Here is a 23,658-nt window from a genome sequence, read left to right as displayed (position 1 = left end):
CGGTCAGGCGCACAGGGCGGCGATGCTGCGGTCGGGGTGCAGCAGGTAGTGGGGGCCGGCGGAGCGCTCCGCCGGGAACGCGACGCGATCGCCGTGCACCGAGCGACGCTCGCCGGCACCGTCGACGAGGATCAGTCCGTCCGCGTCGATGGCGAGCAGCTCGTCCTCGATGCGCAGGAGCACGGGGGCGGTGAAGAGGCCCGGAACGGTGAGCCCGTCGCGCACGGTCACCCCGCCCATGATGGCGGTGCGCCCGGCGGCGACTCCGGCGAGGATCGCCTCGGGCGAGGCGTCCTCCGCCGCGACCCAGGTGGTCGGGGTTCCCGGGCCGATGCCCTGGCTCTGCATGTGGAAATCGGCGCCGCCGAGGAGCACGGCATCCTTGTCCCACCGCTCGTGGAAGGCGAGCGGCGAGGTCGCGATGAGCTCCCGGTACCAGGTCGAGTGCCACAGCTCGATCGCCCGCGGGGTACGCTCCAGCGGATGCAGCCACGAGCAGTCCCCCGAGATCGGGTGGTTCACGCTGAGCACGCCGCCGCGACGCTCAACCTCGTCGACCCACTCCTGGGCGGGGCGGCGGAAGTCGATCCAGCCGATGTCGCCGAAGGCGTTCGCGTGGCCGCGGTGCGTGGTCACCTCCTGCCCGGGGAGCAGTGTGATGGCGTGCTGCATCCCCACACCCGGAAGGTGCGCGTGGTGGCTGGTGGTGTTGTGGTCGGTGACGGCGAGGAAGTCGAGCCCGGCTCTCGCGCCCAGTGCCGCAAGGCCCGAGATGCTCTCGCGGCCGTCCGAGTGGAGAGTGTGGGCGTGGAAGTCGCCGGCGAACCAGCGCAGGCCGGCCGGCGCCGGGAGGTTTCTCGAACTCCCCCGAGGGACTCCGGTCACGGGGGCCGCATCCGGGCCGTGGTCGATCCCGGACTCCGCGGGGAGGGAGATCTCGACCGTGATGTCGGCGCCGCCGGCACTCAGCCGGTGCACGCCGAGGATCACGTTCCACTCCCCCTCCTCGGGACGCCCCGGCAGGTACCCGGGCGTGGCGTCGTCGGTGCGGATCACATAGGCGGTCCGCGCTCCGCCCGACCATCCGCGCCACCCTGCGGCGCCCTCGCAGCCGAGATCGATCACCGCCGCCTCGCTGTCATACGAGATGCGCACCTCGAGCGAGTCGGTGCCCGCGGGCACGTCGAACGGCACCCGCACGTAGCGGTCGGCGTTCTGGATCTCATGGGTGAGGTGCAGGGTGGTGCGGATGGTGCTCATCAGCCGATCCGCTCGGTGCTCTCGGCGTCGAACAGCAGGACGCGGTGGAGCTGCGGGACGATCCAGCCGCGGTCGCCCGGCGCCGGCTCCTGCTCTTCGGGGACGACGACCTGCAGCTTGTGCTCTCCGGCGCTCACCAGCACCAGGCTCGTCGCACCGAGGGTCTCGGTCACGACGACCTCGGCGGCGATGCCGCCCTCGACCGGCTCGGTCGACCAGCGCAGGTACTCGGGACGGATGCCCCAGATCACGGTCTGCCCGTCGCGCGCCGAGGGGGCGGCTTCCGTGGGCACCGCCACCTCGGACTCGCCGATCCGAACGGTTCCGCCCGAGACCGCGGTCTCGAGCAGGTTCATCGGCACCGAGCCGATGAACCCGGCGACGAAGGTGTTGTTCGGGCGGTGGAAGATCTCGCGCGGCGAGCCGATCTGCTGGAGCTTGCCCGACTTCATGACCGCGATCCGGTCGGCGAGTGCGAGCGCCTCGGCCTGATCATGGGTCACGAACACCGTCGTGACGCCGAGGTCGCGCTGCAGCTCCTTGAGGAACGTCCGCGCTTCGAGGCGAAGCCGGGCGTCGAGGTTCGACAGCGGCTCGTCGAGCAGCAGCACGTCGGGTCGGGTCGCGACGGCGCGGGCGAGGGCCACGCGCTGCTGCTGTCCGCCGGAGAGCTGGCCGGGGCGGCGCTCGATGAGTCCGTTCAGCGACAGCCCGTTCGCCACCGACTCGGCCGTCGTGCGACGCTCGTTCTTCCCCACGCGGCGGATCCGCAGTGGGTAGGCGATGTTGTCGCCGACATCCATGTGCGGGAACAGCGCGTAGTCCTGGAAGACCATCGCGACGCCGCGCTCGCCCGGCTCCGCGTTCGTGACGTCCTTCTCGCCGATCGTGAGCTTTCCGGAGGAGATGCTCTCCAGCCCGGCGATCGACCGCAGCAGCGTGGTCTTCCCGCAGCCGGAGGGGCCGAGGAGTGCGAAGAACTCGCCGTCCGCGATCTCGACGTCGACACTGTCGACGCCGCGCACCCCGCCGGGGTACTCCTTGACGAGTTCGGTTGCAATGATGGCGGCCATCAGGACTTGATCCCTCCGTGGAAGCGGAAACCGTAGCGACGGTTCACAAAGAAGTAGATGAGCAGGACAGGCACCGAGAACACCAGCGAGAACGCCGAGATCAGACGGAGGTCGGCCTGGCCGCTCTCGGTGTAGAAGGTGTACATGAGCACGGCGGCCGGCTGCATGTCGGGTGTGCGCAGCAGCAGGAACGGGACGAGGAAGTTGCCCCAGACCTGCACGATCGTCCAGATCGCGATGAACGCGAGACCCGGTCGGGCGATCGGCACCACGATGTCCTTGAGGATGCGGAACGGGCCGGCGCCGTACAGCCGCGCCGACTCCTCGTACGACTTCGGGATCGAGTCCATGAAGTCCTTGAGGATGAAGATCACCGTCGGCAGGATCCCGCCCGCCAGCACCAGGATGACGCCGACGTGGGTGTTGATCAGCTGCAGCTGGTTGATCAGCTGGAACGTCGGAACCATGGCCGCTGTCCCCGTCACGATCGACGAGAGCAGCAGCAGTCCGTAGAGGATGCCGTCGCGGCCGGGGATGCTGATCCGGCTCATCGCATACGACGCCAGGGCGCCGAGGACGATCACGAGCGCCATGGTGCCGACCCCGAGGATCAGCGAGTTGAGGATCGACTTCATCGCGTAGGGATTCTCGACCAGCCGCGCGAAGTTGTCGAGCGTCCAGTCCGGCCACGACACCGTCAGCGACGGCGTCGCATCGAACGGCGCCAGGAGCAGCCACACCATCGGCAGCGCGAAGAACAGCGACACGATGACGAGCACGACCGTGAACAGGATCCGCGAGGCGAAGTGGGTCACCGAGCGGTCGCGCACGACCGTCTTGATGGTGGTCATCATGAGGTCACCTTCTTCTTCTTCTTGGTGCTCTTACCCCGCGAGACGCGCGTGTACATCAGCGCGATCACGAGGTTGATGAGGAGCATGATGAGCGAGATCGCTGCACCGAGGCCCAGCTGCCCGCCGGGGATGGCGGTCTGGTAGATGTACACCGACAGGATGTCGGTCTGACCGTTCGGCCCGCCCGCGGTGAGCAGGTAGGGCGTGAAGGTGTTGAACGTCCACAGCGTGATCAGCAGGGTGTTGGTCAGCAGATGGCCCTTGATGTTGGGCAGGATCACGTCGCGCAGCTGCTGCCAGGTGTTGGCACCGACCATGCGCGCGCTCTCGAGCTGCGACGGCGGCACGGCGCTGATCGCCGAGGAGAACAGCTGCATCGAGAACGCGGTCCCGACCCAGATGTTGAAGATGATGATGCACTCCATCGGGTGCTCGATCAGCCACGCCGCCCCCTCGGTGCCGAGGAGGGAGTTCAGGGTGCCGGTGCGCCGATCCAGGAGCGCGAGCCAGAGGAACGAGGCGACCGAGGCGGGGATGACCCAGGCGGCGAGCACGAGCGTCTCGATGAAGGTCTTCACCCCCGCACGCACGTTGCGCAGCATCCAGGCCAGCGCGAAGCCGAGGATCGTCTGCCCGATGATGCCCGAGACGAGCACGAAGACGAGCGTGAGCCACAGCGAGTTCCAGAAGCGCGGATCGTTGAGAGCCGTTGAGAAGTTGTCCAGGCCGATGAACTCCGGGTTGGCGGCGGCGAAGCCGGTCAACCGGTAGTTGGTCATCCCGAGGTAGACGGTCCAGATCGCCGGGAAGAGGAGGAACAGTCCGATCAGGAGCAGACCGGGCGCCGCGAAGAGCGTGGCCCTGGCCCGACCGAGACCCGCGACATCCTCTGCGCGGCGCCGGCGGGGAGTGGTGACGCTCCCCGCCGGCATCGTTGCTTGCGTCATGGTCACTCGGAGATCGCGTCCGGACCCACGACGCCTTCGAGACCACGGACGTAGGTCTTCAGTGCATCGTCGACCGAGGTTCCGGTGGCGACGTCGAGCGTGGCCTGCTGCAGCAGCACCGACACCTGCGGGTAGGCCGCGAGTCCCGGGCGGTAGGCCGTGATCGGCAGCACCTCTTCGCTGACGAAGGTGAGCATCGGGTCGGAGGAGAGCAGCTTCTCGTTCACGTCGTTGCGGGGCGAGATCGCCAGGGTGCCGGCGGCACGCGCCTCATACGCCTCGGGAGAGTTCATGAAGGCGAGCAGCTCCCACGCGAGTTCGGCGTGCTTCGAGTTGGGGTTGAGCACACGACCGGTTCCCCCGGACATCGAGACGAAGTCCTGACCGTCGATGCCCTCGCCGGGCTCGACCGCCGGGATCTTGGCGTAGCCGACGGCGCTGTCACGGTCGGCCATGGGGGCGGTTCCCACGCCCTCCTCGGGGTTGATCACGGAGCGCCAGAAGTAGTCGCCCTCGAGCAGGATGCCGATCTTGCCCTCGGCGAAGAGCTGGAACGAGGTGTCGCGTCCCGAGGCCTCCTGCTGGAGGACCGGGTCGCCGAGGCCCTCGTCGACGTAGATGGTCTCGTAGAGGTCGAGCGCCTTCTCCATGCCGTCGGTCGCGCCGATCCACTTGCCGTCCTCGTAGACCTGCTCGCCGGTGCCGACCAGCATGGGCAGCAGCCCCTGCATGGTGGTCGCCTCGCCCATCGCCGTGCCAGCGTTGAGCTGGATCGGGGTGACGCCGTCGAGCTTCTTGAGGTCGCGCGACGCGTCGAGGATGTCGTCCCAGCTCTCGGGAGCCCAGTCCTCGTCGAGCCCCGCCTGCGCGAAGAGATCCTTGTTGTAGTAGAGCACGCGGCCGTCGGCGCCCTGCGGCACCCCGTAGCGGTCGCCGTCGAACGAGAGGGCGTTCTGCACGGCATCCGGGATCTGCGCCCAGCCGTCCCAGTCGTCGACCGCGTCTCCGCCGACATCGGCGAGCGGCTTGATGTACCCGGCCTCGGCGAACTCGCCGACCCAGATGCCGTCCATGCCGATGATGTCGGCGCCCTTGCCCGACTGCAGGTCGAGGGCGATCTTGGTCTTGTAGTCCTCGTCGTCGACGCCCTGGGGCTGGAACTCGACGGTGACGTCCTTGTCCTCCGCCTTCATGGCCTTCTCGAACTCGGGGATGACCCAGTCCGCGATCCAATCCGCCTCGGCGGCATTCTTGCCGCCGGTGATGGAGTTGGTCGTGAGGGTGAGGGTGACCGGTCCGGATTCCTCCTCGGCCTCCGGCTCTGATCCTCCGGAGCAGCCGGCGAGGACGACCGCACCGACAGTGGTGAGGGCGAACGCCGCAAGAAGGCGGCGCTTTCCATTCGTGACCATTTCTGGACCTTTCTGTGTCGCTGATCGCCGAGCGGATGCCGCTCGGTCTCGGGTGGGGGTGACTACTGCGCGGCTTCGGCGCTCGGGTCGAGTGCGAAGCCCTTCGAGAGCGCGAGCGCGCGGATCATCCGCTGCCCGACGTGCACATCGGCGATCGACTCCTCGACGCTCGCCCCGACGGGGCGCTCGCCGCGGACCAGTGCCGCCAGCGCGAACAGCTCGTTCTCGAAAGCCTCTTGCTGCATCCAGCGCGATTCGCTCACGCGGATACCCAGCTCCGGGTGGTTTTCGGTCACACGGAGGATCGTGGGGAGGTTGGTCACATACGGCACCCCGAAGACGAGCTCGATCGAGCCGGTCTCGTGGTGGAAGGTGACGGTCTCCTGGTAGTCGGGGTAGGCGTCGATGTAGTGCCAGTCGAGCGTCCACGGTGTCTCGTCACGGGCGAGTGCACCGCGCAGGTGGACCGAACCGGGCATCTTCCGCCCCCAGTGCTGCGCGAAGTCCACGTCGCCCAGACCCCCGACGAGCATGCGCAGCAGTCCGACGTCGTGGACGATCGAGCCGAGCACGACGTTCGTGTAGAGCGTGCGCAGGTCGACGGGGAGGTCGGAGCCGACGGCCGAGTCGACGATCGCCGACGTGGCGTCGATCAGCGGCGCGAGGGTCTCGCGGGAGACGTCGCCGGTGGGCGCCGCGAGGCGGGCGAACTCCAGCTGCGAACCGTCCAGCGGGTGCATCACCTGCACGCTCACCGCGCGCAGGTCGACGTCGGCGAGGAGCTCCTTGGCTCGGAGGGACGCGAGGTCGTACTCCTTCATGTAGCCGACGCGCACCCAGTCGCGCAGGTCGATCCCCGCCTCTGCGGCGTGGGCGTCGAGCGCGTCGAGTTCTGCGAGCGAGTACGCGAGGGGCTTCTCGGCGAGGACCCGGATGCCGGCCCGCACGAGGCGCAGCGTGTCGCCCGCGTGAGAGCCCGTGGTGGCGAGGATGGCGGCGTCGATCACGAGCGCGCCCTCGTCCTTCGCGGCGATCAGGGCGTCGACGGACGAGAACCGACGGTCGTCGGCGACCCCGTAGCGGGCGGCCATGTCGGCGGTGCGTTCGGCGGAGAGGTCGACGAGGGCGGCGATCTCGAAGCTCTCGGCGTTCCGGCGCAGCAGCGGCAGGTGGACGCTCTGGCTGATCGCTCCCAGTCCGATGACGGCGACGCGCGTGATGCTCATGCGAACCACTTCCGGAGGGCGTCGCGGTTGGCGATCTGCTCGGCCTTGGCCTGCTCGACCTCGGCGGTGGAGCGGGGAACCACGTCCTGCTCGACGATCAGCCATCCGTCGTATCCGCTGTCGATGATCTCGTCGACGAGTTCGGTGACGGCGAGGTCGCCATCGCCCAGAGGCACGAAGACGCGCTTCTCCCACACCGACCGCATCGGGTCGTCGGTCTGCAGCGCCTCACGCAGGATCTGCGTGCGCGCGTCCTTCAGGTGCAGGTGGTTGATGCGGTCGCGCCAACGACGGTAGTCGGGCAGCGGGTCGCCTCCGCCGATGAGGAGGTGACCGGAGTCGAAGGTGAGTCCGACATCGGTCGTCTCGAGCAGCGCGTCGACTTCTTCCGGTGTCTCCACGTAGGTGCAGGCGTGGTGGTGGAACGTGGGCTCGAGGTCGCGGCCGCGCACCCGGGCAGTCGTGATGTTCACGCGATCGGCGAACCGGGCCCAGTCGTCGCCGCGGAGCGTGAGCTCGGGAGCACCACCGGGGCGTGCCTTGCGCTCGGCGCTGCCGGAGTCGGCGAGGGTCGGGAGCGGGGCGAGGACGGGACCGGTCTCCGCGGCGGCGACGAAGACGTCGAGGATGCCGTCGAGGTCGGCGAGCGCGCGCTCGAACTCGTCATCGGTGCCCGCGAAGGGCAGATCGATCCATCCGCCGGCGAGTTCGAGGCCGTACCTCTGCAGGCGATCCGTGAGATCCGTCCCGCGACCGAGCAGGCCGACCGGACCGAGGTCGATGCCCTGGTAGCCGGCTTCGCTGATCCAGCGCGCGAGCTCCTCCCCGTCGGGGAGAGCGACGAGATCCGGCCGAGCCAGCTCGAAGACTCCGTAGCTCACCGGCGCATTCGCGATACGGATCACTCGATTTCCTTTCTCCATTGAACGGTGGACCCGAGGCCCGGTGAAAATGTTAGCAGGTAATTACATATGCATCAATCGTCGTCCGAGAAGCCCTGAACGACGACCGACCGCACCCCGTCCAGCCGCGCGATCGCGTCGATCAGCTCCGACCGCATCTCGGGCGAAGCCTCCGCGAACTCGAGCGTCGCGCGCATGTCGGAGTCGCCGTGGATCCGTGCGGCACCGAGGAGCGTGGCGGGAAGACCGCGGCGTTCGGCGGCGGCGAGCACCTCACGGATGGCACCGCGCTCGGACTCGTACTGCAGCGTGACGCGCAGCCGCTCCGGCTCGGGGCGCACGCGGTCTCGCACCCGCGACAGGGGACCGACCGTCAGCAGATGCAGCCCCGTGCCGGCGATCGCCAGCAGCGGCATGTTGGCCCCGCACGCCATGCCGATCGCCGCCACGACCCAGATGGTCGCGGCGGAGGTCAGCCCGGAGACGGCGTTGTTGCGCACGAAGATGACACCGGCGCCGAGGAAGCCGATGCCGGAGACCACCTGCGCCGCGATGCGGGAGGGATCGACGGCCACGTCCGGACCCAGCACGCCCTCGAATCCATACGCCGAGATCAGCGTGAATATCGCCGACCCGATGCCCACCAGAACGTGGGTCCGCAGCCCCGCGCTCTTGAGCTTGCGCGACCTCTCGACTCCGACGGCGAGCGAGAGCACGAACGCCAGGGCGAGGAGACCGAGCTCCACGAGCAGGTGCGGATCCCCCACGATGCTCACGAGAACTCCACCATGTCCGAACAATAGCACTTTATGCATCTTTGCGGACCCCGGCCGGCTCGGAAACAGAAGAATCTGCGCGCCTCACCGCCAGGATCCGCCGGAAAAGAGGAGGTCGGGCCGATCGTATGATTGTCGCTACAATATGACTCCCTCACAGAAAGCGGAGCACCATGGCCGATCTCGTCACTCCGTGGCCGAACGATCTGTTCGCCGACATCGACCGCACGGGACCCGTCCCGCTCTACTTCCAGGTGTCGACCCGGCTCCAGAGCGCGATCCAATCCGGCGCCATCCCCGCCGGCGCCCGCCTCGAGAACGAGGTCTCGATCGCCGAGCAGCTCGGCCTGTCGCGACCCACCATCCGACGCGCCATCCAGGAACTCGTCGACAAGGGTCTGCTCGTGCGACGCCGCGGCATCGGCACCCAGGTCGTGCAGGGATCCGTCACGCGCCAGGTCGAGCTCACCAGCCTGTTCGAAGACCTGCAGAGCGCCCATCACGAACCGGGGACGCAGGTGCTCACCCACGAGGTCATCGCGGCATCCGACGAGGTCGCGGCCGCGCTGGCGCTCGCCCCCGGCACCGAGGTGTTGCACCTGCGCCGACGACGCAGCACCGACGGCGTCCCCGTCGCCGTGCTGGAGAACTACCTGCCGGGCGAGTTCGCGAACATCTCGTCGGAGCAGCTCGAATCGCGCGGCCTCTACCAGGTGCTTCGTGCGCGCGGTGTCGCCATCCGCGTCGCCAAGCAGAAGATCGGAGCGCGGCGGGCGGAGGCGGACGAGCCCGAGCTGCTGGAGATCGAAGCCGGCGGGCCGCTGCTGACGATGGAGCGCATCTCGTTCGACCAGTCGGGGGCCGCGATCGAGTTCGGCCACCACTGTTACCGGCCCGACCTCTACCGCTTCGAGACCACGCTCGTCGCCAAGTAGTCCGCAAGCCCCGGATCGGCGCGATCAAGCTGCTCCGGGAGCAGACGGGCCTCGGCCTGAAGGAGTCGAAGCTCCTGATCGGCGCCTGGGTTCCGCACCGCAGCTGAGCGCGACAGCCCGGCACCCGCGGCGCGCGGAAGCGGCTCCCTGGCGAGGGAGAATGGAACCGTCCCCGACCGCAAGGAGCCTCATGACCGACCGTCTCGACCGCGCCCGCAGCACCGGCATCCTCGCCGTACTCCGCGCCTCATCCCCCGAGCTGGCTCTGGAGGCCTCCGAGGCGATCATCCGCGGCGGGGTGACCGGCATCGAGGTGACCTTCTCGACACCCGACGCGCCCGCCGTCATCCGTGAGCTCATCGCCCGGCACGGCGACGCCGCGTACGTCGGCGCCGGAACCGTGACGACCGCCGCGCAGGCCGCAGCGGCGGCGGATGCCGGAGCGGAGTTCCTCGTCAGCCCCGGCACGCTCCCCCACCTGACCCGCACGATGCTCGACACCGGACGCGTCGTGATGACCGGAGCCATGACCCCCACCGAGGTCATGAGCGCGCTCGAGCTCGGCGTCGACGTCGTGAAGATCTTCCCGGCGTCGCTCGGCGGCCCGTCGTACCTCGGCGCGCTGCGCGGCCCGTTCCCCGACGCCCCGCTCATGCCGACCGGCGGCGTGAGCCCCGACAACCTGGCGGCGTGGTTCGCGGCGGGTGCGGTCGCGGTCGGCGCCGGTGGCGACCTTGCCAACGGCGCATCGGTCGCGGCGTCCGACTGGGCGGACATCGAGCAGCGCGCCGGCCGGTTCGCGGCAGCGCTCACCGCCGCACGCGGCTGATCGCCCGATCGCATTCAGCATCGTTTGGTATACCAGACGCATGCGACGGAACATTCTCGTGAGCGCACTCGTGGCCGCCCTGTTGACCACGACGGCGTGCACCGCGAACCCCGACGCGTCCGCACCGACACCGACACCGGAGGCCTCCATGACCGACGCCACTCAGGATCTGCTCGTCGCGGCCACCACCGGAGACGCGGATGCCGTGCGCGCGGCGCTCGGTGACGGCGCAGACCTCGAGGCGCGGGGCGACGGCGGAATGACGGCCCTCGTCGCCGCGACCAAGGCGAACCACGTCGACGCCGCGCAGGCTCTCATCGAGGCCGGCGCCGACGTGAACGCCAAGGACGACATTCAGGACTCCGCCTACCTGTACGCCGGCGCTCGCGGGCACGACGAGATCCTGCGCCTGACGCTCGAGAACGGCGCCGACCTGACGAGCACGAACCGCTTCGGCGGCACCGCGCTGATCCCGGCCTCCGAACGCGGACTGTTGCCGACGGTCGAGATCCTGCTCGAGGCGGGCGTCGACCCGAACCACGTGAACAACCTCAACTGGACCGCGCTGCACGAGGCGATCGTGCTCGGTGACGGCTCCTCCCGCTACGTCGAGGTCGTGCGCGCGCTCCTCGACGGCGGTGCGGACATCGGCATCCCGGACGGCGACGGGGTGCTGCCCGTCGACCTCGCGAAGGCCCGCGGCTACGACGCGATCGTCGCCGAGCTCGAACGGTGATCGCCCTCGACCCGTGGGCATGGGCCGCGCTCGCGGTGGCCGCGGTGACGATCGGCATCTCGAAGACGGCGCTGCCCGGCGGCAGCATCCTGGCGATCGCCCTGTTCGCCGCGGTCCTGCCCGCGCGCACCTCGACGGCCGCGACCCTGCTGCTGCTCATGGTCGGCGACCTGTTCGCGCTCTTCGCCTACCGCCGGCATGCCCACTGGCCGACGCTGCTGCGCCTGGCGCCCGCGGTCATCGCGGGACTCCTCGTCGGATTCGCGTTCCTCGCACTCGCCGGCGACGGGGTGGTCCGCCGCGCGATCGGCGTGATCCTGCTGCTGATGATCGCGGTGACCCTCTGGCGGCGGTGGCGGCAGAGCAGAACAGACACGGTGACCCCGCCGTCGGGAGGCATCGTGCTCGCGGGCGCCTACGGCACGCTCGGCGGTTTCACGACCATGGTCGCCAACGCGGGCGGGCCGGTCATGTCGATGTACTTCTTGGCCACCCGCACGCCCGTGCAGGTGTTCCTCGGCACGTCGGCATGGTTCTTCGCCATCATCAACGTGATCAAGGTGCCGTTCCTCGCCGGCCTCGGGCTGTTCCATGCACCGGTGCTGCTGATGGATGCCGTGCTCGCCCCGCTCGTGGTGATCGGGGCGCTGCTCGGCCTGCGGGTCGCGCGCCGGATGAACCAGCGCGTGTTCGACCGCATCGTGATCGTGCTGACGATCCTCGGCGCGGTGTATCTGCTGATCTGAGCGCTCGGGCCCACACCCACTGCTGAGGGGTCGAGACACGCCGCGCACCGCTCGCGCGATGGGGCGTGTCTCGACCCCTCAGCGCATGAGGGCGCGGGCGGATGCGGATGCGGGCGGACGGACGCGTCTCAGTCGAGGAAGATGTCCGGGAACAGCGCGCTGTCGGGTGTGCCGGGGATCGCGGCATACCTCGAGAAGTCGGTCACTCCGTCGGCCTCGAGCACGTCTTCCACGATGAGCGACTGCCCCGTGTACGACGCCGCGGGCTTGAGGAGCACCGCGTACGCGGCATCGGCGTAGATCTCGGGCGTGCGGCTCGCGTCCATGACCTTGTCGCCGCCGAGCAGGTTCTGCACCGCCGCGGTCGCGATCGTGGTGCGGGGCCACAGCGTGTTGGCGGCGATCCCGTCGCGCGCGAACTCCGCCGCGAGGCCGAGCGTCGCCAGCGTCATCCCGAACTTCGCGAGCGTGTACCCCGTGTGCGCGCCGAGCCACTTCGGCGTCGGGTTCAGGGGCGGCGAGAGGGAGAGGATGTGCGGGTTCTCGGCATCCTTCAGGATCGGCACCGCCGCACGGGAGAGCATGAAGGTGCCTCGGACGTTCACGTCCTGCATCAGGTCGTACTTCTTGGCGCCCAGGTCGAGCGAGCGCGAGAGGTCGATGACGCTGGCGTTGTTGATGACGATGTCGATGCCGCCGAACTCGCCCTGCGTCTTCATGACCGCTTCGGTGATGTCGTCGTCGTCGCGCACGTCGCCGACGATCGGGAGCGCGTTGCCCCCGGCCGCCCGGATCTGCTCCGCGGCGGTGTGGATGGTGCCTTCGAGCTTCGGATGCGGGGTGTCGGTCTTCGCGAGCATCGCGATGTTCGCACCGTCGGCGGCTGCCCTCAGCGCGATCGCGAGTCCGATTCCGCGGCTGCCGCCCGACATCAGGATGGTCTTTCCGGCAAGGGACATGGTTTCTCCCGGGTTCTTGTCGCGAGTTCTGACGTGTTCCGGTCGCACTTTCTGCCGCTTGCGAGCTGCGAGAGCGGCAGAAACTGCGACCGGAGCGTGGGGGTGCGGGGATGTGGGGCTGGGGGGCTGGGGGTCAGCGCGGCGCCATGCGGATGGCGCCGTCGAGGCGGATGGTCTCGCCGTTGAGGTAGCCGTTCTCGACGATCTGCTGCACGAGGGCGGCATACTCGTCGGGGCGGCCGAGGCGGGCGGGGAAGGGCACCTGCTGCCCGAGGGAGTCCTGCGCCTCCTGCGGGAGGCCCATCAGCATCGGGGTCTCCATGATCCCGGGCGCGATCGTGCACACCCGGATGCCGTGGCGCGCGAGCTCCCGCGCCACCGGAAGGGTCATCGCGTGCACGCCGCCCTTGGACGCGGAGTAGGCGGGCTGACCGATCTGGCCGTCGAATGCGGCGACGCTCGCGGTGTTCACGATGACGCCGCGCTCCTCGTCGTGCAGCTCGTTCTTCGCGATCACGGCGGATGCCTGCGAGATGACGTTGAACGTGCCGACGAGGTTGATGCGGATCACGCGCTCGAAGTCGGCGAGCACGGCGGGGTTGCCCTCGCGGTCGAGCACCTTGGCGGGCGGGGCGATGCCGGCGCAGTTCACGACGACGCGCAGCGGGGCCGCGGACTGCGCGGCTGCCACGGCCGCCTGCACCTCGTCGGCGCTCGTGACATCGGCCGCGACGAAGAGTCCGCCGAGTTCGTCCGCGATCTCCGCCCCCTTCGACGAGGGGAGGTCGATGATCGTGACGTGTGCTCCGGCCGCGACGAGCCGGCGCGCGGTGGCGAGTCCGAGACCGGAGGCCCCTCCGGTGATGAGTGCACCCTGACCGCTGATCTGCATCTGAAGTTCTCCTTCGAACGTCGTTGCGACATGCTTCGCTGGAACGCGGTTTCAGCCTACGTGGTTCTTGGTTCCACCACGAAACGGGTGACGTCCGCCCACAGGAACCGCGTTCAGAGCGAGCCTACGACACGGCCTCGACGGAGAACGGTCCCGCAGCCCGAAGCCTCCCGCAGATATCGGTCGCCGCGTCCGAAGCCTGCGGCAGGATGGGGGCATGACCATCCCCACCGAAGACATCGCCGTCCCCGAACGGGTCCGACTCCTCGCCCGGGGCGCCGAGCTCGAGTGCGTGTGGCGGAACAACGACGGCGGGTTGACCTTCCGCGCGACCGGCCAGGGCGATCCGTTCTTCATCAAGTGGGGCCCCCGGAACCTCGAGTTCACGCTGCGCGACGAGGCCGAGCGGATGCGGTGGGCGTCACGGTGGATCACGGTGCCGACCGTGCTCGACAGCGGCGGCGACGAGACGCACGAGTGGATGGTCACGGCCGCGCTCGACGGGCTCAGCGCCGTGCACCCGCGGTGGGTCGCCGAACCCGCGGTCGCCGTCCGTGCCGTCGGCGAAGCGCTCCGCGCCATGCACGACGCCCTTCCGGTGGCGGACTGCCCGTGGGAGTGGAGCGTGTCGTCGCGCATCGAGAACGCCGAGCGGCGCGGCATCGTCGTGCCGGACGAGCTGCGGACCGCGCCCGAGATTGACCGCCTCGTCGTCGCCCACGGTGACGCGTGCTGCCCGAACACGCTGCTGGGCGACGACGGACGCTGGCTCGCGCACGTCGACCTGGCACTGCTCGGCGTGGCCGACCGCTGGGCCGACATCGCCGTCGCCGCCATGAGCACCGAGTGGAACTACGGCCCCGGCTGGGAGGATGCGCTCATCGAGGCCTACGGCGTCGAGCCCGACCGCGAGCGCCTCGCCTACTACCGAGAGCTCTGGAACGCGGCTTGATCCGGAGCTGACGCCCGCTCGGCTCAGGACCCGGGGCCGAGGATGAAGTTCCACGCCCCGGTGGCGACGGCGGCGGCGATCGCGATACCCGAGATCGCGGCCCCCACGGCGAGCAGCATCCACTCGGCCGTCCCGAACCGCGACTCGCGCGCCCAGGTCCGGCGGCCCGGCGCTCCGAAGCCGCGCGCCTCCATGGCGGTGGCGAGCTTCGCCCCGCGCCGGATCGACAGCACGAGCAGCGCGAACGCCATGCCGAGGAACCGGCGGATGCGGCCGCGATCGGCCACGCCTCTCGCCCGGCGGGCGAGCTCGAGCGCACGCCAGTCGTCGAGGAAGAGCCCCACCATCCGGAGCCCCGCGAGCGCGCCGAGCACGAACCGGGCGGGAAGTCGCAGGATCTGCCCGAGACCGTCGGCGAGGTCGGTCGGGTCGACCGTGATGAAGAGGACGACCGAGGGCAGCGCGATCGCGAGCACCCGCAGCATCGTGGCGAGCGCGAGCGCGAGCGATCCCTCGCTGATCCGCAGCACGAACCAGTCGACATAGACGGTGCCGCTCGTCTCGCCGTAGAGCGCGATGGTCAGGCCGGTCAGGGGTGCGGCGAGCCAGACCGGCCAGGTGCGCATCCAGAACTCGCGCCAGCCGATCCCCGCGAACAGGAACAGCACGAACTCCAGCACGAGCGCGACGGATGCCGACACCGGATCGAGCGTCAGGATCAGGGGCACGGCGATCAGCGCGCTGACCCCGAGCTTGGCCACCGGATTGACGGCGGCGAGGGCTCCGGTGCGGGCCTGCGTGTCGAGCAGCGTCATGATGTGCCCCCGAGTTCGAACCGCTCGGCGTGCAGCGCCCGCGCGACATCGAGGTCGTGGGTGATCGTGACGATCGCCGACCCCTCGTCGCGGAGCGCCGCGAGCATGGCGACCAGTTCCGCCCAGGTGCGTGCGTCCTGCCCGAAGGTGGGTTCGTCGAGCACGAGCACCCGTGGTCTGGTCGCGATGGCCGCGGCGACCGTGAGGCGGCGCTTCTCGCCACCGGAGAGCGTGTACGGGTTGGCGGCGGCGAGATGGGTCAGGCGCAGTCGCGCGAGCAGCTCGTCGCTGCGCACGGCGATCTCGTCCTCGGTCATGCCGAGCGCCCGGGGCCCGACGGCCAGCTCGTCGCGCACGGTCTTCGCGAGCAACTGGTGCTCGGGCTCCTGGAACACCATGCCGATGCGCGTCAGCAGATCCCGCGAGGCCCAGCGGATCGGCGAGGGGTCAGCCCCGGCGGCGAGGGGGGCGGATGCCGTCAGCTCGCCTGCCGCGGGTGGGAGGAGTCCCGCGAGGGTCAGCCCGAGCGTGGACTTGCCCGCCCCGTTCGGGCCGGTGATCGCCAGCGCGTGGCCGGCGCGCACGTCGAGGTCGATGCCGGTGGCGACCGGGCGCCCCTTGACACGGGCGACGGCCAACCCGCGGGCGGAGAGCAGCGTCTCCCCCGGCACGCCGCGTGGGGGCGGGGGTGCAGCCGGAGCATGCCCCGGCACCCACACGCCGTCGGCCGCGAGGCGCGCCCCCTGGTCGCCGAGCACCTCGCCGGGTGCTCCGTCGGCCACCACTCCCCCGGCGCCGATCACGATCACGCGGGTGATGAGCGGCAGCCAGACCTCGAGGCGGTGCTCGACGACGATGAGCGTCGCCGGCTGCGCCTGCAGCATCCGCTCCACCGCATCGCGCACCTCGACCACCCCGGCCGGATCGAGGTTCGCGGTCGGCTCGTCGAGCAGCACGAGCCCGGGGCGCATCGCGAGCATGCCGGCGAGCGCGAGCCGCTGCTTCTGCCCACCCGAGAGCGCTTTGGTCGGGTGGTCGAGCGGCACGTCGAGGCCGACGGCATCCAACGCCGACCGCACCCGCGGCCAGATCTGCTCCCGCGGCACACCGAGGTTCTCGCAGCCGAAGGCGACGTCGTCGCCCGCTCGCGCCAGGATCACCTGCGAGTCGGGGTCCTGCAGCACGAGGCCGGCGCGCCCCCGGATGGCGACGGCGGGAGCACCGTCGACGAGGAGTTCGCCCGTGCTCTCGCCCTCCTCCTCGCCGCCGAGCACGCCCGCGAGGCCGTGCAGCAGGGTGGACTTGCCCGCACCGGACGCGCCGAGCACGAGCACGCGCTCACCGGGGTCGATGCGGAACGAGACGTCGCTCTGCGCCCAGGCGAGGCGACTCCCGTGGCGCCACCCCCAGCCGCGTGCCTCGACGGCGGCGGGGATGGTGTGATCCGCCGCCATCAGACGCGGACGCGCGCCTCGCGCCCGGAGCCGAATCGGTCGAGCGCTCCGGTCGCGGCGATGCCTCGCGCCAGCACCCACGACAGCGCACCCGCGATGACGGCACCGGAGATGACCGTGCTGATCAGGTAGATCGTCGTGAAGGCGGGCCCCGATCCGGCGTACCAGAGCACGAGGTTGTTGATCCCGCCCGCGAGCGCGGCACCCGCGCCCGCGAGGATCGCGACCGGGAGCGACCAGCGACGGTAGAAGAAGAGCAGGAAGACCAGCTCGGCGCCGAGGCCCTGCACGAGCCCGGCTTCGAGCGTGAGGAATCCGCCCCACTGGTTGCCGATGAGGGCCGAGACGACCGCCGCGAGCAACTCGACATAGATCGCCGCGCCCGCCTTGCGGATGATCAGTCCGCCGAGGACGCCGGCGAAGAGCCACGGGCCGTCGAGGAGCCCCTGAACTCCGGGGAGCAGCGGCTCGAGCAGCGCCTTCGGCCCGAGGTAGCCGACGTTCCACGCGAGGAAGATCAGGCCGGCGGCGACGCCGATGACGCTGGCGACGACGATGTCGACGATGCGCCAGCGCAGGTAGCTCCGGGCCGGGGACGTGGCCTGGGCCTTCGCGGACGCCGATGCGGACGTGGACGTGCTCATTCTGAACTCCTCCCTGCGCTGGCATGACCCAGATCAGGTTCGACGGTCGAAGCGCGATTCGCTCCCTCTCAGCCCGGCTCGCCGGACTCCCGTGGTTGTGCTGAAGATTCTACCGGCTCACGACACCCCGCGGGAGACGAGCCGTGCGCCGCGCAACGCGCCCGGGATTGGGTACCGTAAACGAGTGACCGCTTCAGATCCCGCCGACGAGGCGACGGGCGTCGTCGATGCCGACAGCTCGCCGGATGCCGTCCCCTCCGGACGTGTCGACGACCTGCCGGTCGCCGGGGATGCTCCATCTGCGGCCTCCGGCGACACCTCCGCCTTCGCCGCCGACCGCCTGTTCGCGGGCGACGTGCGACCCCCGGATACCGCCGCGTCCCCGGCCATCCCCGTCGACTCCGCGGCGATCGGAGCGCTGTTCACGACACCGCGGTCGCCCGGGGGCGACGTCGAGCCGGAACCCGAGTCGGCCTCCGGACCCGTCGCGGAGCCCGCAGCGCCTGCTGAGCCCGTGGAGCCCGCAGCGCCTGCTGAGCCCCCGACACCGGCGACGCCCCCGCTGACCAAGCCCCCGTTCGTCCCCACGGAGCGAACGGTCACCGAGGAGCCGGCGGATGACGCGGGTGCTCTCCTCGATGCGAATGCACCGCAGTGGGCGGACGAGACGACCGGAGCGACGGCCCTGACCTGGGTGGATGCCGCGACAGTCGCCGCGCATCCGCCTCTCGCGACTCTCGACGAGCCGGCCGAGGCCGAGCAGACGGGCGGCCTGATGCGCGGTGCCCACCTGCGGCCGGCGATCGCCCGCCCGGGGATCCTCGTGCCGTTGGCGACCCTCGTCGCGATCGTCGCCGCCTACGCCGGCACGACGATGCTGTGGCCCCTGCACGAAGTGCCGCCCACGGTGCAGTCCGTCGAATTCACCACCGTCCCCGCCGCCGCGGCTGCGCTCACCTGGCCCGGCGAGGGCAGCGCGGCGGTCGGCATCGGCGGGCTGAGCACGGCGGCCTCGAGTCCCGCCGCGGTGAGCATCGCGAGCATCACCAAGGTCGTGAGCAGCCTGATGGTGCTCGACCGGATGCCGCTGGCACTCGGCGAACAAGGACCCGAGTTCCGCTTCGACTACGGCGACAGCGTGGAGTACTGGGACTACCGGCGCAGCGATCAGTCCGCGCTGGATGTGCCCGTCGACGGCGTGCTGACCGAGTACCAGCTGCTGCAGGGCACGCTCCTCGGGTCGGCGAACAACTACATCGATCGGCTCGCGTCCGAGATCTGGGGCTCCGACCGCGAGTTCGCGTCCGCCGCGGAGATCTGGCTGCGCGAGCGCAACCTCACCGGCATCACGGTCGTCACCCCGTCCGGCTTCGATGAGCGCAACGTCTCGACGCCCGAGTCGCTGATCGCGCTGGGTGAGCTGGCGATGCAGAACCCGGTGTTCGCGGAGATCGTGGGCACGAAATCGGTGGATCTGCCCGGCGCGGGCACGGTCGTCAACACGAACGGGATGCTCGCCGATCCGGGAGTCGTCGGCATCAAGACCGGCACGCTGGTGGGCTGGAATCTGCTCACGGCGAAGGATGTGACCGTCGGCGACACGACCGTGCAGCTGTACGCCGCCGCGCTGAACCAGGCGGGCGACGACGAGCGGCTCGCCCTGACCCGCTCTCTGTTCGCCGAGACGGAGGCCGCGCTGCAGGCGCAGGGTCCGGCGGTCGCTGCGGGCACGGTCGTGGGTCGGGTCACGACGCTGTGGGGCGAGGACGTCGAGGTCATCACCGAGTCCGACGCCGATGTGGTGCTGTGGAACGGCGCCCTCGCAACGGCCACCCCGACCTTCGACCTCGCGGACGAGCGCGACGAGGACGGCACGGTGGGAACGATGACCGCCGTCGGCCCGCTCGACAGCGCGACGGTTCCCCTGGTCCTGGCCGAAGACGTCGAGGGTCCGAGCCCCTGGTGGCGTCTGACCCACCCGCTCGAGCTCCTCGGCATCACCACCGACGCCCGCTGACTCGCTCGCCCCGAGGAGTCAAAGAACGCCGCCTCCGGGCCTTGGGAGGCGGCGTTCTTTGACTCCTCACCTGCTGCGTATCGGCTTTGCACGGCAGGATGCGAGGAAAGCGAGGGAAGGGTGTGCACAGCACAGCGCCCCACCCCGCGGGTGCGGGATGGGGCGCTGTTCTGTGATGCGCGTGCGGCGGATCAGCCGCGAGGAGCGGAGCCGTCGGCCCCGTCATCGAGCAGAGCCTGCGCGGCGGCGGTCTCGGCAGCCGGCACCTGGGCGCCGACCGATGCTCCGGCGACGGCGGCGGCCTCTTCCTTGGCACTCTCGTCGGCATCGGCCTCTCCGGTGACGACGAGGGGCGTCGATCCGGTGAGCGCGTCTTCGGCGTCGATGTCGGTCGCCGCCTGCTCGAACTGCGACTGGTACAGACGCCAGTAGGCGCCCTGCGCGGCGATGAGCTCGTCGTGCGTGCCCTTCTCCACGATGTCGCCGTGCTCCATCACGAGGATGAGGTCGGCGTCGCGGATGGTCGACAGCCGGTGCGCGATCACGAACGACGTGCGCCCCTCGCGGAGCGCGGCCATCGCGTGCTGCAGCAGCAGCTCGGTGCGGGTGTCGACGGCCGACGTGGCCTCATCGAGGATGAGGATCGACGGCTGCGCGACGAACGCCCGGGCGATCGTGATGAGCTGACGCTCACCCGCCGAGACGTTCGCGGCATCCTCGTCGAGCACCGTGTCGTAACCCTCGGGGAGGGCGTGCACGAAGCGGTCGACGTACGTCGCCTTGGCGGCGGCGAGAACCTCTTCGTCGGTCGCCGTGGAGCGACCGTACCGGATGTTCTCGCGGATGCTGCCGGCGAACAGCCACGGGTCCTGCAGCACCATGCCGGTGCGCGAGCGCAGCTCGTCGCGGGTCACCTCGGCGATGTCCTGACCGTCGAGCGTGATGCGTCCGCCGCTGAGTTCGTAGAAGCGCATGATCAGGTTGACCAGTGTCGTCTTGCCCGCACCCGTCGGACCGACGATCGCGACCGTCTGGCCCGGTTCCACCCGGAACGACAGGTCCCGGATGAGCGGACGCTCCGGCGTGTACGAGAACGCGACGTTCTCGAACTCGATGACGCCCTTGCCCTCGACGAGCTCGGGAGCATCGGCGTCGTCCGCCTCCTGCTCGTCGGCGTCGAGCAGCTCGAACACCCGCTCGGCGGATGCCGTGCCCGACTGGACCACCGCGGCCATGCCACCCAGCTCGGACAGCGGCTGCGTGAACTGCTGCGAGTACTGGATGAACGCCTGCACGTCGCCGAGACGCAGCTGGCCGTTCGCGACCATCAGGCCGCCGAGCACCGCGATGCCCACGTAGCTGAGGTTCCCGACGAACATCATCGCCGGCATGATGATGCCGGAGAGGAACTGCGCCTTGAAGCTCGCCTGGAACAGCTCTTCGTTCTCGACCTGGAACTTGTCCAGAGCATCCTTCTCGCGTCCGAAGACCTTCACCAGCGCGTGGCCGGAGAACGCCTCCTCGACGCGGGCGTTCAGTCGACCGACCTTGCGCCACTGCGTGCCGAAGGCCTTCTGCGAACGCGGTCCGATGATGCCGAAGATCACGCCCATGAGCGGCAGCGTGATGAGCGCGACGAGTGCCAGCTGCCACGAGATCGAGAACATCATGACGAGCACGCCGATCACGGTGAGCACCGAGGTGAGGGCACCGGACAGCGACTGCTGCATCGTCTGCGTGATGTTGTCGATGTCGTTCGTGACGCGCGAGATCAGCTCACCGCGCTGCACCTTGTCGAAGTACGCCAGCGGCAGGCGGTTGATCTTCGCCTCGACCGACTCGCGCAGTCGCCACATGGTGCGCACCATGATCACGTTGATGACGTAGCCCTGGATCCAGGTGAGGAATGCCGCAGCCACATAGATCGCCAGCACCGCGGCGATCACGAGGCGCAGCGCCTCGAAGTCGACGCCCTGGCCGACCGTGAAGTCGCCCAGCGCTCCGACCTGGTTGGCGAAGTCGTCCTGACCCGCCCCGCGCAGCGCATCGATCACGACGTCCTGCGGTGTACCCGCCGGGAACCCGGGGAAGTCGCCGTTCGGCTGCCCGAGCTGGATCGAGATGAAGCCCTTGTAGACGAGGTTGGTCGCCTCGGCGAGCACCTTGGGGGCCGCGACCGTGAGCACGACGCCGATGGCGCCGAGGATCGACACGAAGACGAACCAGATCGCGGAGGGCTTCAGCAGCCCGATCATGCGCGCGAAGCTCGGCCCGAAGTTGTCGGCCTTGCCGGGTGCCACGCTGTCCCAGTCGCCGGAGTTCTGACGCGCCTGCTCGGCGAGCTCGGCCTCGTACTGCTCCTCGGCCGACAGCTCGACCTCGGCGACAGCCGTCGTCGCCTTGCCGCGGCTGCGGCCGCGCTTGACCTTGCCCGGTTCTTCGTTCTGCTCGCTCATGCGTCCACCCCCAGCTGCGACTCGACGATCTCTCGGTAGGTGTCGTTCGTCTCGAGGAGTTCCTCATGTGTGCCGACGCCGACCATGGTGCCGCCGTCGAGGACGACGATGCGGTCGGCATCCGTGATCGTGGAGACGCGCTGGGCGACCACGATCTTCGTCACGTGCGGGAGCTCTCGCCACAGCGCCTGGCGCAGCCGGGCGTCGGTCGTGAGGTCGAGTGCCGAGAACGAGTCGTCGAACACGAGGATCTTCGGCTGGTGCACGATCGCACGCGCGATGGCGAGGCGCTGACGCTGACCGCCCGAGACGTTCGTGCCGCCCTGAGCGATGCGCGACTCGAGACCGTCGGGCATCTCCTCGACGAAGTCGCGACCCTGCGCGATGTCGAGCGCATGCCAGAGCTCTTCGTCGGTCGCCTCCTCGCGTCCGTAGCGCAGGTTCGACGCGACGGTGCCGGTGAAGAGGAACGGACGCTGCGGCACGAGGCCGATGCTGTCCCACAGCGACTCGACGTCGGCGTCGCGCACGTCGGTACCGCCGACGTGCACGGAACCGCCCGAGACGTCGAAGAGGCGCGGGATGAGCGAGATGAGCGTCGTCTTGCCGGAACCGGTGGATCCGACGATCGCGACCGTCTCACCCGGCTCGGCGGCGAAGCTGATGCCGCGGAGCACCGGGGAGTCGGCACCGGGGTAGGTGAACTCGACATCGTCGAGCGCCACGGACCCGGGCACCGGGAACTCGGTGACGCCGTTCTCGGGACGGACCAGGGTCGACTCGGAGTTGAGCACCTCGCCGATGCGCTCGGCCGAGACGGCGGCGCGCGGGATCATCATCGCCATGAAGCTCGCCATGATGACGCCGCCCATGATCTGGCCGATGTACTGCATGAAGGCGAACAGCGTGCCGACCTGCACCGTGCCGTTGTTGACCTCGATGCCGCCGAACCAGATGACCGAGACGACGGTCACGTTGAGGATGAGCATGAACAGCGGGAACAGCAGCACGAACAGCGAGCCGACCTTGCGGCCGACGACCATGATGTCGGTGTTGGCTCCGCGGAAGCGGTCTTCTTCGATGCGCTCGCGCACGAACGCACGCACGACGCGGACGCCGGTCAGCTGCTCGCGCATGATGCGGTTGACGTTGTCGAGCTTGCCCTGGTAGCTGCGGAACAGCGGGACCATGCGGCCGATCACGAGCGCGGCCAGGATGAGCAGCGCGGGCACCGAGACGGCGATCAGCCAGCTGAGGCCGACGTTGGTCTGGACGGCGAAGATGATGCCGCCGATCGCGAGCAGCGGGGCGGTGACGAGCATGGTGGCGCCCATCATCGCGAGCATCTGCACCTGCTGCACGTCGTTGGTGTTGCGGGTGATGAGCGAGCCGGCGCCGAACTGCGACACCTCGCGCTCGGAGAACCCGCTGACCTTGCCGAAGACGTCGGCGCGGATGTCGCGCCCGGCACCCATCGCGGCGCGCGCGGCGAAGTACGTCGCCGTGATCGAGGCGATGATCTGCCCGAGCGACACCGCGAGCATGAACAGTCCCGTGCCCCAGATGTAGCCGGTGTCACCCTGGGCGACGCCCTTGTCGATGATGTCGGCGTTCAGGCGCGGGAGGTAGAGGGTCGCCGCAGCGCTGGCGAGCTGGAACACCAGCACGCCGAGCAGCAGCCACCGATATCGGGAGAGATAGCGGAAGAGGATTTTTCCCAGCACAGGCGGACTTTCTAGGAAGGATGAAACGGCGGGTTTCTCGGCAGACGGA

General features: G+C 69.6%; 21 protein-coding genes and 1 riboswitch. Of the genes, 6 read left to right on the top strand and 15 right to left on the bottom strand.

Going from position 1 to position 23,658, the window contains the following annotated elements; translation table 11 throughout:
• Positions 1-3 precede the first annotated feature (3 nt).
• The 8 genes from AC6CHX_RS09795 to AC6CHX_RS09760 all read right to left on the bottom strand — a co-directional run bounded on the left by AC6CHX_RS09795 (position 4) and on the right by AC6CHX_RS09760 (position 8,450).
• Entirely contained in the window at positions 4-1,260 is a 1,257-nt protein-coding gene (locus tag AC6CHX_RS09795; protein ID WP_498272651.1) for a CehA/McbA family metallohydrolase, read from the bottom strand.
• Positions 1,260-2,333, bottom strand: a complete 1,074-nt coding sequence (locus AC6CHX_RS09790) for an ABC transporter ATP-binding protein (protein ID WP_498272650.1) — start codon at positions 2,331-2,333, stop codon at positions 1,260-1,262. The genes AC6CHX_RS09795 and AC6CHX_RS09790 overlap by 1 nt, the downstream gene beginning before the upstream one ends.
• Positions 2,333-3,187, bottom strand: a complete 855-nt coding sequence (locus AC6CHX_RS09785; RefSeq protein WP_498272649.1) for a carbohydrate ABC transporter permease — start codon at positions 3,185-3,187, stop codon at positions 2,333-2,335. The genes AC6CHX_RS09790 and AC6CHX_RS09785 overlap by 1 nt, the downstream gene beginning before the upstream one ends.
• A complete protein-coding gene (locus tag AC6CHX_RS09780) occupies positions 3,184-4,134 on the bottom strand; it encodes a carbohydrate ABC transporter permease (RefSeq protein ID WP_498272648.1) in 951 nt (316 codons plus the stop codon). Before AC6CHX_RS09780 ends, AC6CHX_RS09785 begins: the two co-directional genes overlap by 4 nt.
• A gap of 2 nt (positions 4,135-4,136) precedes the next feature.
• The gene (locus tag AC6CHX_RS09775) at positions 4,137-5,546 is read right to left on the bottom strand and encodes an extracellular solute-binding protein (RefSeq protein WP_262001676.1); all 1,410 of its coding nucleotides are present in this window, start codon (positions 5,544-5,546) and stop codon (positions 4,137-4,139) included.
• Between the two features lie 62 nt (positions 5,547-5,608).
• Positions 5,609-6,772: a Gfo/Idh/MocA family protein gene (locus AC6CHX_RS09770; RefSeq protein ID WP_498272647.1), complete on the bottom strand. Its 1,164-nt coding sequence runs from the start codon at positions 6,770-6,772 to the stop codon at positions 5,609-5,611.
• Positions 6,769-7,677, bottom strand: coding sequence for a TIM barrel protein (locus tag AC6CHX_RS09765; protein ID WP_498272646.1), 909 nt, complete (start codon positions 7,675-7,677; stop codon positions 6,769-6,771). Before AC6CHX_RS09765 ends, AC6CHX_RS09770 begins: the two co-directional genes overlap by 4 nt.
• Before the next feature lie 71 nt (positions 7,678-7,748).
• Positions 7,749-8,450 carry an MgtC/SapB family protein gene (locus AC6CHX_RS09760; RefSeq protein WP_051662376.1) on the bottom strand — a complete coding sequence of 234 codons (702 nt, stop codon included), beginning with the start codon at positions 8,448-8,450 and terminating at the stop codon, positions 7,749-7,751.
• 173 nt (positions 8,451-8,623) lie between these two features.
• Between AC6CHX_RS09760 and AC6CHX_RS09755 the strand changes: the two genes are divergently transcribed.
• From AC6CHX_RS09755 to AC6CHX_RS09740, 4 genes are all read left to right on the top strand, one after another.
• Positions 8,624-9,385, top strand: a complete 762-nt coding sequence (locus tag AC6CHX_RS09755; protein ID WP_029261211.1) for a GntR family transcriptional regulator — start codon at positions 8,624-8,626, stop codon at positions 9,383-9,385.
• A 190-nt stretch (positions 9,386-9,575) separates the two neighbouring features.
• Positions 9,576-10,214 (top strand): bifunctional 4-hydroxy-2-oxoglutarate aldolase/2-dehydro-3-deoxy-phosphogluconate aldolase, encoded by a 639-nt coding sequence (locus AC6CHX_RS09750; protein WP_498272645.1) that lies wholly within the window; start codon positions 9,576-9,578, stop codon positions 10,212-10,214.
• 40 nt (positions 10,215-10,254) lie between these two features.
• Positions 10,255-10,950 carry an ankyrin repeat domain-containing protein gene (locus tag AC6CHX_RS09745; RefSeq protein ID WP_498272644.1) on the top strand — a complete coding sequence of 232 codons (696 nt, stop codon included), beginning with the start codon at positions 10,255-10,257 and terminating at the stop codon, positions 10,948-10,950.
• Positions 10,947-11,696 (top strand): sulfite exporter TauE/SafE family protein, encoded by a 750-nt coding sequence (locus tag AC6CHX_RS09740; RefSeq protein ID WP_498272643.1) that lies wholly within the window; start codon positions 10,947-10,949, stop codon positions 11,694-11,696. Before AC6CHX_RS09745 ends, AC6CHX_RS09740 begins: the two co-directional genes overlap by 4 nt.
• 128 nt (positions 11,697-11,824) lie before the next feature.
• On the opposite strand, the gene AC6CHX_RS09735 is transcribed toward AC6CHX_RS09740, so the two are convergent.
• Both AC6CHX_RS09735 and AC6CHX_RS09730 read right to left on the bottom strand, forming a co-directional pair.
• The gene (locus tag AC6CHX_RS09735) at positions 11,825-12,655 is read right to left on the bottom strand and encodes an SDR family oxidoreductase (protein ID WP_498272642.1); all 831 of its coding nucleotides are present in this window, start codon (positions 12,653-12,655) and stop codon (positions 11,825-11,827) included.
• Positions 12,656-12,788: 133 nt separating this feature from the next.
• Positions 12,789-13,547, bottom strand: coding sequence for an SDR family NAD(P)-dependent oxidoreductase (locus AC6CHX_RS09730; RefSeq protein WP_498272641.1), 759 nt, complete (start codon positions 13,545-13,547; stop codon positions 12,789-12,791).
• A gap of 217 nt (positions 13,548-13,764) precedes the next feature.
• On the opposite strand from AC6CHX_RS09730, the gene AC6CHX_RS09725 reads away from it, so the two are divergent.
• Positions 13,765-14,499 carry a phosphotransferase gene (locus tag AC6CHX_RS09725; RefSeq protein ID WP_498272640.1) on the top strand — a complete coding sequence of 245 codons (735 nt, stop codon included), beginning with the start codon at positions 13,765-13,767 and terminating at the stop codon, positions 14,497-14,499.
• Between the two features lie 23 nt (positions 14,500-14,522).
• Here the strand turns inward: AC6CHX_RS09725 and AC6CHX_RS09720 are convergent, their stop codons facing one another.
• The 3 genes from AC6CHX_RS09720 to AC6CHX_RS09710 form a co-directional block, all read right to left on the bottom strand.
• Positions 14,523-15,314 carry an energy-coupling factor transporter transmembrane component T family protein gene (locus AC6CHX_RS09720; protein ID WP_498272639.1) on the bottom strand — a complete coding sequence of 264 codons (792 nt, stop codon included), beginning with the start codon at positions 15,312-15,314 and terminating at the stop codon, positions 14,523-14,525.
• Entirely contained in the window at positions 15,311-16,768 is a 1,458-nt protein-coding gene (locus AC6CHX_RS09715) for an ABC transporter ATP-binding protein (protein ID WP_498272638.1), read from the bottom strand. The genes AC6CHX_RS09720 and AC6CHX_RS09715 overlap by 4 nt, the downstream gene beginning before the upstream one ends.
• Positions 16,768-17,412 (bottom strand): ECF transporter S component, encoded by a 645-nt coding sequence (locus AC6CHX_RS09710; protein WP_498272637.1) that lies wholly within the window; start codon positions 17,410-17,412, stop codon positions 16,768-16,770. Before AC6CHX_RS09710 ends, AC6CHX_RS09715 begins: the two co-directional genes overlap by 1 nt.
• A riboswitch (TPP riboswitch) is annotated at positions 17,406-17,515 on the bottom strand. Its footprint overlaps the gene before it by 7 nt.
• An 81-nt stretch (positions 17,516-17,596) precedes the next feature.
• On the opposite strand from AC6CHX_RS09710, the gene AC6CHX_RS09705 reads away from it, so the two are divergent.
• The gene (locus tag AC6CHX_RS09705; protein WP_498272636.1) at positions 17,597-19,429 is read left to right on the top strand and encodes a D-alanyl-D-alanine carboxypeptidase family protein; all 1,833 of its coding nucleotides are present in this window, start codon (positions 17,597-17,599) and stop codon (positions 19,427-19,429) included.
• A 191-nt stretch (positions 19,430-19,620) separates the two neighbouring features.
• Here the strand turns inward: AC6CHX_RS09705 and AC6CHX_RS09700 are convergent, their stop codons facing one another.
• Both AC6CHX_RS09700 and AC6CHX_RS09695 read right to left on the bottom strand, forming a co-directional pair.
• Positions 19,621-21,885, bottom strand: a complete 2,265-nt coding sequence (locus AC6CHX_RS09700; protein WP_498272635.1) for an ABC transporter ATP-binding protein — start codon at positions 21,883-21,885, stop codon at positions 19,621-19,623.
• The gene (locus tag AC6CHX_RS09695) at positions 21,882-23,609 is read right to left on the bottom strand and encodes an ABC transporter ATP-binding protein (protein ID WP_498272634.1); all 1,728 of its coding nucleotides are present in this window, start codon (positions 23,607-23,609) and stop codon (positions 21,882-21,884) included. The genes AC6CHX_RS09700 and AC6CHX_RS09695 overlap by 4 nt, the downstream gene beginning before the upstream one ends.
• Between the last annotated feature and the right edge of the window lie 49 nt (positions 23,610-23,658).

The organism is Microbacterium sp. GQ128, from assembly GCF_059758615.1.
This window is presented reverse-complemented; position numbering and strand designations above follow the sequence as displayed.

Coding starts and splice junctions, on each gene's coding strand:
- AC6CHX_RS09795 (WP_498272651.1), bottom strand. CDS start 1,260: ATGAGCACCATCCGCACCACCCTGCACCTCACCCATGAGATCCAGAAC.
- AC6CHX_RS09790 (WP_498272650.1), bottom strand. CDS start 2,333: ATGGCCGCCATCATTGCAACCGAACTCGTCAAGGAGTACCCCGGCGGG.
- AC6CHX_RS09785 (WP_498272649.1), bottom strand. CDS start 3,187: ATGATGACCACCATCAAGACGGTCGTGCGCGACCGCTCGGTGACCCAC.
- AC6CHX_RS09780 (WP_498272648.1), bottom strand. CDS start 4,134: ATGACGCAAGCAACGATGCCGGCGGGGAGCGTCACCACTCCCCGCCGG.
- AC6CHX_RS09775 (WP_262001676.1), bottom strand. CDS start 5,546: ATGGTCACGAATGGAAAGCGCCGCCTTCTTGCGGCGTTCGCCCTCACC.
- AC6CHX_RS09770 (WP_498272647.1), bottom strand. CDS start 6,772: ATGAGCATCACGCGCGTCGCCGTCATCGGACTGGGAGCGATCAGCCAG.
- AC6CHX_RS09755 (WP_029261211.1), top strand. CDS start 8,624: ATGGCCGATCTCGTCACTCCGTGGCCGAACGATCTGTTCGCCGACATC.
- AC6CHX_RS09750 (WP_498272645.1), top strand. CDS start 9,576: ATGACCGACCGTCTCGACCGCGCCCGCAGCACCGGCATCCTCGCCGTA.
- AC6CHX_RS09745 (WP_498272644.1), top strand. CDS start 10,255: ATGCGACGGAACATTCTCGTGAGCGCACTCGTGGCCGCCCTGTTGACC.
- AC6CHX_RS09735 (WP_498272642.1), bottom strand. CDS start 12,655: ATGTCCCTTGCCGGAAAGACCATCCTGATGTCGGGCGGCAGCCGCGGA.
- AC6CHX_RS09730 (WP_498272641.1), bottom strand. CDS start 13,547: ATGCAGATCAGCGGTCAGGGTGCACTCATCACCGGAGGGGCCTCCGGT.
- AC6CHX_RS09725 (WP_498272640.1), top strand. CDS start 13,765: ATGACCATCCCCACCGAAGACATCGCCGTCCCCGAACGGGTCCGACTC.
- AC6CHX_RS09720 (WP_498272639.1), bottom strand. CDS start 15,314: ATGACGCTGCTCGACACGCAGGCCCGCACCGGAGCCCTCGCCGCCGTC.
- AC6CHX_RS09715 (WP_498272638.1), bottom strand. CDS start 16,768: ATGGCGGCGGATCACACCATCCCCGCCGCCGTCGAGGCACGCGGCTGG.
- AC6CHX_RS09710 (WP_498272637.1), bottom strand. CDS start 17,412: ATGAGCACGTCCACGTCCGCATCGGCGTCCGCGAAGGCCCAGGCCACG.
- AC6CHX_RS09700 (WP_498272635.1), bottom strand. CDS start 21,885: ATGAGCGAGCAGAACGAAGAACCGGGCAAGGTCAAGCGCGGCCGCAGC.